We start from the raw sequence: 8,052 nt of genomic DNA on the forward strand, positions 1-8,052 counted from the left end.
CCGGGAACTGAGGTGCGGCCGGGTGGGGATCCACGTCGGACGCGAACGGGGGGACAGCACGTGATCGAAGAGGATGAGCTGGCACAGCTCGTGGCGTCTGCCCAGGCAGGTGACCGGGCGTCCTTGGACCGCCTCCTCCTCAAGCTTCGGCCCACGGTCATGCGCCGCTGCTCCAAGTTCCTGCCGCACCACGCAGACGCCGAAGAGGCCGCGCAGGACGCCCTGTTGTCGATCAGCACGCATCTGCACGACTACAGCGGGCGGGGCTCGTTCCTCGGGTGGGTGACAGTGATCGCCTCGAACGCCGCCAGGTCCACGTACCGTTCGATGCGCCGGCGCGCGGAGGAGAGCCATGCGGTCCTTCCCGAGGGTGTCGACCCCCGGACGACCAGCGTCATCGCGGGGACCCGCCTGGACCTGATGGAGTCGCTGGCCGCGCTCGAGGAGCGGCATCCCGCCCTGGTGGAGTCCTTCGTGCTGCGCGATCTCGGCGACCTGACCTACCTTCAGGTCGCCGAGATCACCGACGCCCCCCTGGGCACGGTGAAGGACCGCATCCACCAGGCTCGCCGCTTCATGCGGGACCGCCTCGGCGGCGGCTTCTGAGACACCCCGACCCCTCGCTCTCAACGAGCGTCAGCTTGACCTGGAGCCGGAAGGTGCTGCCGTGCGAGCTCGGACGATCGTCGTCATCATGGCGGTAGCCATCGGACTCGGCCTGCTGACCGGCCGGTTCGTCCTGCCCGCTCGCTCCGCTCCGGGCACCCCGGCGGTGACGCCGGGCGCCGCGGCGTCACCGCCCGGTAACGGCTCCCCGACTCCGAAGCCCGCCGATGGACCCATGACGGACCGGCACTTGGTGGCAGCGGCCGAGTTCGGAAAGGTCGGGTTCTCCCAGCACATCTACGTGCGGGACCGTGTCGGAGACGGCAGGTACGCCAACGCGGCCTGCGCCGGAGAGAAGACCCTCGCCGAGACCTTGGGCGGGCCGGACGCATACTTCCGCGGGTTGATGACGACCAGGCACACGGACGTCGACGACCCCACGCTGGCGGTGAACATCGACACTCAGGTCGCGCGCGAAGTCGCCGGCGACGCGAGAAGCCCCTCACTGGCCCAGAACTTCACCGAGCGCCTGCTGTTGGAGGAAGTGCCGTGCCAGCAGGAACCGGCCGGCCACTGGGTCTACGGCCCCACGCACACGATCGATGTCGCTCCGGGTATCACCGCGAACTGGCTGGGTACTTACGACGGTGACCTGAACACCACAGGGACCGCACCACGAGCCAAGGAGCCGTGCGGAGGCATCGCCGTACTCCGCAATGGCTCTCACTACGGGGTCCTGGAGGTCGATGCCTGCCTGCATACCGCGGCCATGACGCGGATCGTCCGTGCGGCCGTGACACAGCTCTGAGACCATCCCGGCCTCGCCGACAGAACCAGTGGCTGTGTTCGAGGCGGACGGACGGATACGGGTAGCCGAGTGTGTGTGCCGGTCGTGGTCCGTCGGGTCGGGGGCACACACCGACCCCTCATGTCGCGAAGGTGTTGAGCAGGACGATGGCGCCCAGCGAGGTCAGCGACAGCAGCATGTGGGACACGGTCCACGTGCGAAGCGTTCCGCCCACGGTCAGCCCGAGGTATTCCTTGAACATCCAGAACGAGGCGTCGTTGACATGGCCGAGGAAGACCGCGCCGGAGCCCAGCGCGAGGGCGAGCAGGGCCGCGTGCGGACCGCTCAGGCCATGTGCCAGGGGCGCGACGATGCCGCCCGCGGCGATGGTGGCCACGGTGCCGGAGCCGGTCGCGGCGCGCATGAGGGCGGCTACCAGCCAGGCCAGCAGGATGAGCGGGATGTGCAGGTCCTGGGCGGCTTGGCCGATCACGGAGTCGATACCGGCATCGCGCAGTGCCATGGAGTAGCCGCCACCCGCGCCGACGATCACCAGCACGCCTGCGATCGGCGTGAGGGAGCGTGACAGTGTCTGGTGCACCAGCTGGCGTGAGGCGCCGACGGCCCAGCCGAAGGCGAACAGCGCGATGAGCACGGCCAGCAGCAGGGCCACCACCGGAGTGCCCAGGAACTGGATCGCGGTCCCAGCCGCCCCGTGCCCGAGGTGGAATGTGCCGCACGCGGCCTTGAGCATCATCAGTGCCACGGGCAGCAAGACGGTGCCGATGGTGACCGAGAAGCGCGGTGTGCGTCTGCCGCTCCTCGGCTGCGGTCCCTCGCTCGGAGGCGGGGCCTGGAACGTCGTCTCCTCGGGCGGGCGGGAGGCGGTGGCGGTGGCTGTGGGCGCCACGGGCACGGCGGCCGGTACCAGCGTCCGTCGGTGAACAGGCTCGGGGACGGCGGCGGGCGTCTGAGCGCTGGTGGTGAATGCCGCCAGCGCGGCCTCGGGTACGTGCGCGGCGACACGCGGCCAGACGTAAGCGGTGAAGAGGGGACCGGCCACGGCGGCGCAGGGGACGGCGACGACCAGACCGTAGAGCAGCGTGAGGCCGATGTCGGCATGGACCGCGGTGATGGCGGCCAGCACGCCGGGGTGCGGTGGCACCAGGGCGTGCACGGTCACCAGGCCGGCCATCGCCGGGATACCGACCCGCAGTACGGGCTGACCGGCACGGCGGGCGAGTTGCAGGACCAGCGGCACCAGCATCACGAAGCCGACCTCGAAGAACATCGGCAGGCCCACCAGGCAGGCGATCGCGGTGACGGCCCACGGCAACCGTCTCGGCCCCACCCGCTTGGTCAGCGCCGACACCAGTTGGTCGATTCCGCCGCAGTCCGCCAACAGCCGCCCCAGCACGGCACCGAGGACGATGAGCACGCCCACCTGCCCGGTGGTGGCGCCGAACCCGCTGGTGAAGGAATCCGCGGCCTTCTCGACGCCCGCCCCCGACAACACCGAGACGGTGAAGGCGCCCAGCATGAGCGCCACGAAGGCGTGCAGCTTCACCCAGCTGACGAGGACGACGACCAGCGCGACGGACAGACCCACCAGGGCCATCAGCCGGGTGTCGTGACCAGACCACGCGGCTGCCACAGAGGCCGCTTCCACAGAGCGTGATGCCAACGCTGCCATCATGCGCTTCAGCTTCCTGTCGTTACTTTCCCAGTCCCCGCGCCCCGCGCGTTCGCGGGGTATCCAGGTCCCGCCGCGGCGTGGGACAGGGTGGCCAGAGGGGGCCAGAGCCGGAAACCGCGGGTCCGCAGCACGCTCGTTCCGCTTCGGAGGAGCGGACGGATCGCGTGTGCGGCGCGACCACGGTGACGGTGGTGCTCACTCCACGATCATGGGGCCGGCGGCTGCCTCTCGCTGTCCCCCAACTGGGGGCTCAGGGCGGTGACAGAGCCCTCATCCGTCTGTCTGACAGGGCACTCCGTGACGCGTGGCTCCCGGGGGCGACGACGGTTCTCCCGACCGGGGTATGTACCCGGCGGGGCGAGCGGCGGCTGATGGAGTCGCCGAGTGGTGGGCCGCCAGGCACGCACGGATCATGTGGCGAGCAGACGTGCCGGCGAGCGGGAGAGCAGGAGAGCAGGAGAGCCGAGCAAGGTGTGTCCCGGCCCGATCGGCGAGTCCCGAGTTCTGGCCTGGTGCGGCCTTACACCGGAGCTGTCGTGACCCAGTCCTGGCTGCGGCATCCCGGCCGGTAGGGGCTGGCGAGGTGCTTGGCGATCATTCCGGTGTATCCGTGGGGGCGGAGATCGGTGGTGGCGAGCTCGTGCGCGAGGGCTTGCGGCCAGCAGGAGGAGACAGCGATCCGGGCGTCTTCAACCGGCAGGACGAGTCGTCCGAGCAGTGCCCGTCGTTGGATGTAGGGCAGCCGGAGAAGCGGTCGCCCCGCATACAGGACGTCGCATATCACCAGGTGGGTGCGCTGCCGCTGGGATGACACAGTCGGTGCGCCGGCTTCGGCACTTCGCGTGGTCATGGCTTGCAGGAGTGGTGACGTGGGGTGCCCCGACGTATCGGGCGTGACCACCTCGGCGTCGAACACGGCCTCGCGGCCGCCTGCGAGTCCGGGCAGATGGGCAAGCTCGGGATGGGCAGCCGTAATGTCGTCTCCCGTGCTGGATATCAGGTAGGCCCGCCCATTCGCCGTTAGATGGGCAAGGACGCGCCTGCCGTTCGTCATGGATTCATAGGCGTAGGCGTTGCGTCGCCCGGGCGGGGGCCAGCTTCCGTACACAGCGGTCATCGGCTGCCATGCCTGGAGACGGTTGTTGAACCGAGCATCGCTCGTCGTGCGCCCGGGGATTTCGCTGGAGGTGTGCTCGTGCATGCTGCTTCTCCTCGGGCCGGCTTGCGGGGGTGGCTGCGCGGTGTCGCCAGGCGCTGCGTTTGGGCGTCTCGGGGCGTACGGCAGTGAACGACCCAGGGCGCGTGCTTGATGCTTCCCGGCGGTCGGGATCGGGGCAGCGGCGTGGGCTTGCCCTTGTGTCCCTCAGTGGCCGGGGTGTGATCCAGTCTTGCCCCGCTTGAGGGGACGGGCATCCACTGATCGGTGGGTACGGCTGGTGAGCTGATCGGTGGGTGCGGCTGGGGAGCGTCTGCTCACCCCTGCACAACCTTCTCTACGCATCAAAGGGGACACGGGGGCGTTTGGCCGGCGGGCCGATCGCTTGGGCGCCATGCGCGCGCTGGGAAGCGACAGCCCGGAGCGGTGGTGGTCTGAAGCCGGTGAGGGGCGGCTATTCGAGGAGGCCGCGTCGCATGGCTTCGGCGACGGCTGCGGCGCGGTCGGACACGTTGAGTTTTTCGTAGAGGCGCTGCGTGTGTGTTTTGACGGTGCTGGTGCCGAGGAAGAGTTCCTGGGCGATTTGGGGGATGCTGAGTCCGCGGGCGATTCCGTTGAGGACTTGTTGTTCGCGTTCGCTGAGGGTGGGGGCGTTGTGGGTGCGCCTCATGCGGATCTCGTCGGCGAGTCCGCCCGTGATTTCGGGGGGTACGACGGTCTGGCCGCGGGAGATGGCGCGTACCGCTTCGACGACTTCGGAGCGTTTGCTGTCCTTGGTGAGGAATCCCGCCGCTCCTTCTTCGAGGGCGCGATAGACGGAGGCGCTGTCGGTGAAGGCGGTGAGCAGGAGGACGCGTGTGGGGATGTGGTCGCGGACCAGGGCGTGGAGGACGGTGATTCCGTCGAGTTCGGGCATGCGCAGGTCGAGTACGGCGACGTCCGGTTCCTCGCGGCGGATGATGTCCAGGGCGTCACGGCCGTTTTCCGCCTCGGCGGCCACGTCGATGAATCCACTGAGTTGCAGCGCGCGTGAGATTCCTTCTCGGAACAGCGGGTGATCGTCGGCGATGACCACTTTGATACGGGCAGGATTCGGCGTTGCCACGGCAATCCCGACCTTTCGTCTGCACGTTGCTGTTTCGTGATCGTCGGCGCATTTTTGGGGCTGGTGTCAAGCGTAGGTGAGCCCCTGGGCGCGGGCCAGCGCCCGGATGCGCCGCGGAATTCGCCTTCCCGCTTGGCAGCCAGGGTGACCCGGCCGGCCCGGGCGCGCCAGCCGGGCAGAGCCTGCCGGGTGAGGCGCGGGCGGCGGTGCCTGGCCGGGCCCGTCCGCATGGCGGGGGTTGTCGTGCCGCGCGTCAGCGTCTTTTCCGGTCGTTCGCCGGCGGTCGCAGTGAGCACGGGCGGGGCCCACGGTGCAGTCCAGACCCGCGCCGACGAGCGGTGCCGTGCTGCGCAGCGAGGCGTCCAAAGCCACGTCCCGGGTGACGCTGCCCAGCCACGCAAAGCTCCGCTCGATCACCCACGGTAAGTGCCCGGCCTCGTGACGCGCCGGGTGTCGCTGCGGGTGATCGCCGGGATGATGCCTCGCTCGCGAACCTGGTCGCGGCAGACGTCGTGGTCGTGGCCTCGGTCGGCGAGCAGTGAGTCGGGCTTGCGCCCGGGACGTCCTACCCTGCGCTGCCTGCATGACCGGAGTGATCGACTCCCGGCGGTGCCCCCAGCATGGGAACACCGCCAAGGAGAACCGGCCCACACACAAGCCGCCCTCATGCGCCCCCGCTATGCCAAGGCCTATGGCACACGACCGCCGGCCCGGCCGTCATGCCCTGCACCGGCGACCGACCGGTCACGCCAGCACTTACGGAGCCGACCGCCGACACCGGACGGTCACGACGGGTCGTACCAAGCAAATGCGGCGATCCGCCAGCCCGCCGGAGTGCGGACGAACTGGAAGGTCTTGGTGCCACCACCCTCGAACGGCTGGCCGTCCAGGATCCCGGACTTGCGGTACTCGCCGATACGCGACGCGATATCGCCCGCGATCTCGGTGCGCTCGGAGGTCTCCCACTCGGAGAACTCGACCAGCCGCCCGTCGGTCAGCAGTTTCCGGCGAGGCTCGATGAACTCGTCCACTGTGTAGACCGTGAACTTCGGACCGGTCACGACTATCACGCCGCCAGGGACAACCAGCCTGCGGATCCGCGCCACATCGGCGGGTCGGCCACCACGGTTGTCGAAGGCCCCGAAGAACGCGGCTGTCACCGCGTCAATCTCGATCTTGGACATGGCGCGACCGTAGCACCGGATGTACGTACCCAGAACAGGAACCAGGACTGCAAATCGTTCGATTCGAACGCGCAGTAGACGTGTGGCCCGCTGAAGCCGCTGCGAACGAAGTCGGGTTGGCGTCCGCCGCGGTGTAAGGACCCTACGCATGGGCCCTGTTGCGAGAGCGGACGAAAACCGTGGATGATCACGGTGTCCGAAATCGAGGGGGCGACATGCGATTTGCCGATGGACCGAGCGTGCAGTGCGATGTTCACGTCGAGGCAGACGTGGCGAAGGTCTGGGAGCTGGTGACCGACATTCGTGTGCCTGCCCGGCTCAGCCCGGAGCTGCAGCGCGTCGCTTGGCTCGATGGCGCGGAGCGACCCCGGGTGGGTGCGCGCTTCGAGGGTTACAACCAGCACGAGCAGCTCGGCGAGTGGCGAACCGTCTCCCACGTGGTCGAGCTGGACGAACAACGGGTCTTTGCCTGGGCCGTCACGGATGCGGACGGCCGGTACGGAGAACCGACGCTGGACCCGGCGAGATCCATGGCGTCCTGGCGCTACGAACTGGAGGTCGAGGACGGGGGTACCCGGCTGCGGGAGTCGGCCCTCATCGGGCCGGGCCGCAGCGGAGTCACGCTGGCCCTTGAGCGCTGGCCGAACCGGGAGGAGGAGATCATTGCCTTCCGATTGCAGGAGCTGAGCGCAGGTATGGAGGCCACCCTCTGCGGCATCAAGACACTTGCCGAGGAAGTGCATGCCCGTGGTCCTCGCTGACGGGCGCTCGAATCTGCCGACCGTCACCGTGCGACTCTGGCGCGACGATGCCGTCGTGCTGTTCGACTGGCTGACGAGCACCGACCTGAACGCCGTACCGATCACGCATCCGGCTCAGAAGCAGGCCCTCACAGACCTGCTGTCGCGGTTCGAGTGGGCATGCGATGCAGACGTCACGGGTGCCACCGACGAAGAGATCGCCGCGGCCCAGGCACAGGTTGCCGAGAACATGGGCGGGTAGGGCACCGGTCGCGATCTCAAGATTCGCTCGCCGCGCACCCGCGCACCCGCGCACCCGCGCACCCGCGCACCCGCGCACCCGCGCACCCGCGCACCCGCACACCGCGCTCCGGCGAGGACTCATCCGTCCGTCGGAGCGGGTGCTTCGGGCGGGGTGAGGACGGTGCGGTCGAAGGGCCCGCCATGCGCTGCGGCGTACTCGATGGCGTCATTTACGGCGTCGAGTGGGAAGGTCCGGACCTGTTCGCGATCGAGATCGAGCGCACGTGACGCGATGAGCCGGATCATGCCGACGTTCGCCGAGCGCGGGCCCAACCACTGCCCGCGCACGGTGATCGAGTTGCGCATGATCCACGGGTAGGGGAGTGCGAGGTCCGCGCCGCCGAGCATGCCGACGCCGCCCATGAGGACGACGCAGCCGTGCTCGCGAACGGTCATGGCCGCGGCGCGCGCCACCGAGCTGGGCGCGGCGGGCGGGAGCAGGTCGAGCACCATGTCGATCGGGCCGTCGGCGGCC

Annotated in this window: 8 protein-coding genes and 2 pseudogenes; 4 read left to right on the forward strand and 6 right to left on the reverse strand. The window is 69.1% G+C overall.

Features of this window, described 5'->3' with window-relative positions; all coding sequences use genetic code 11:
- Positions 1 to 60: 60 nt before the first annotated feature.
- Positions 61 to 606, forward strand: coding sequence for an RNA polymerase sigma factor (locus ACWEN3_RS09235; RefSeq protein ID WP_452967673.1), 546 nt, complete (start codon positions 61 to 63; stop codon positions 604 to 606).
- Positions 607 to 667: 61 nt separating this feature from the next.
- On the forward strand, positions 668 to 1,414 hold the full coding sequence (locus ACWEN3_RS09240; protein WP_452967676.1) for a hypothetical protein: 747 nt from the start codon (positions 668 to 670) through the stop codon (positions 1,412 to 1,414).
- 118 nt (positions 1,415 to 1,532) lie between these two features.
- Here the strand turns inward: ACWEN3_RS09240 and ACWEN3_RS09245 are convergent, their stop codons facing one another.
- The 5 genes and pseudogenes from ACWEN3_RS09245 to ACWEN3_RS09265 form a co-directional block, all read right to left on the reverse strand.
- Positions 1,533 to 3,047, reverse strand: a complete 1,515-nt coding sequence (locus ACWEN3_RS09245; RefSeq protein WP_452967678.1) for a GntT/GntP/DsdX family permease — start codon at positions 3,045 to 3,047, stop codon at positions 1,533 to 1,535.
- Positions 3,048 to 3,609: 562 nt separating this feature from the next.
- Positions 3,610 to 4,290 carry an ATP-dependent DNA ligase gene (locus tag ACWEN3_RS09250; RefSeq protein WP_452967680.1) on the reverse strand — a complete coding sequence of 227 codons (681 nt, stop codon included), beginning with the start codon at positions 4,288 to 4,290 and terminating at the stop codon, positions 3,610 to 3,612.
- Between the two features lie 409 nt (positions 4,291 to 4,699).
- The gene (locus ACWEN3_RS09255; protein WP_452967683.1) at positions 4,700 to 5,350 is read right to left on the reverse strand and encodes a response regulator; all 651 of its coding nucleotides are present in this window, start codon (positions 5,348 to 5,350) and stop codon (positions 4,700 to 4,702) included.
- A gap of 375 nt (positions 5,351 to 5,725) precedes the next feature.
- Positions 5,726 to 5,919 (reverse strand): annotated as a pseudogene (locus ACWEN3_RS09260) (IS5/IS1182 family transposase); the annotation flags it as partial.
- 216 nt (positions 5,920 to 6,135) lie between these two features.
- Complete coding sequence (locus ACWEN3_RS09265; protein ID WP_452967685.1) at positions 6,136 to 6,534, reverse strand: DUF4440 domain-containing protein; 399 nt, start codon at positions 6,532 to 6,534, stop codon at positions 6,136 to 6,138.
- Positions 6,535 to 6,749: 215 nt separating this feature from the next.
- On the opposite strand from ACWEN3_RS09265, the gene ACWEN3_RS09270 reads away from it, so the two are divergent.
- Together ACWEN3_RS09270 and ACWEN3_RS09275 are read left to right on the forward strand one after the other, a co-directional pair.
- Entirely contained in the window at positions 6,750 to 7,295 is a 546-nt protein-coding gene (locus ACWEN3_RS09270; protein ID WP_452967688.1) for an SRPBCC family protein, read from the forward strand.
- Positions 7,282 to 7,536: a hypothetical protein gene (locus ACWEN3_RS09275; protein WP_452967691.1), complete on the forward strand. Its 255-nt coding sequence runs from the start codon at positions 7,282 to 7,284 to the stop codon at positions 7,534 to 7,536. The genes ACWEN3_RS09270 and ACWEN3_RS09275 overlap by 14 nt, the downstream gene beginning before the upstream one ends.
- 119 nt (positions 7,537 to 7,655) lie before the next feature.
- Here ACWEN3_RS09275 and ACWEN3_RS09280 read toward each other — a convergent pair.
- Positions 7,656 to 8,052 (reverse strand): annotated as a pseudogene (locus tag ACWEN3_RS09280) (alcohol dehydrogenase); the annotation flags it as partial.

This window comes from Streptomyces sp. NPDC004561 (genome assembly GCF_053602155.1).

Excerpts from the sequence above, each read along its gene's own strand:
- ACWEN3_RS09270 (WP_452967688.1), top strand. The coding sequence starts at position 6,750 with ATGCGATTTGCCGATGGACCGAGCGTGCAGTGCGATGTTCACGTCGAG.
- ACWEN3_RS09265 (WP_452967685.1), bottom strand. The coding sequence starts at position 6,534 with ATGTCCAAGATCGAGATTGACGCGGTGACAGCCGCGTTCTTCGGGGCC.
- ACWEN3_RS09250 (WP_452967680.1), bottom strand. The coding sequence starts at position 4,290 with ATGCACGAGCACACCTCCAGCGAAATCCCCGGGCGCACGACGAGCGAT.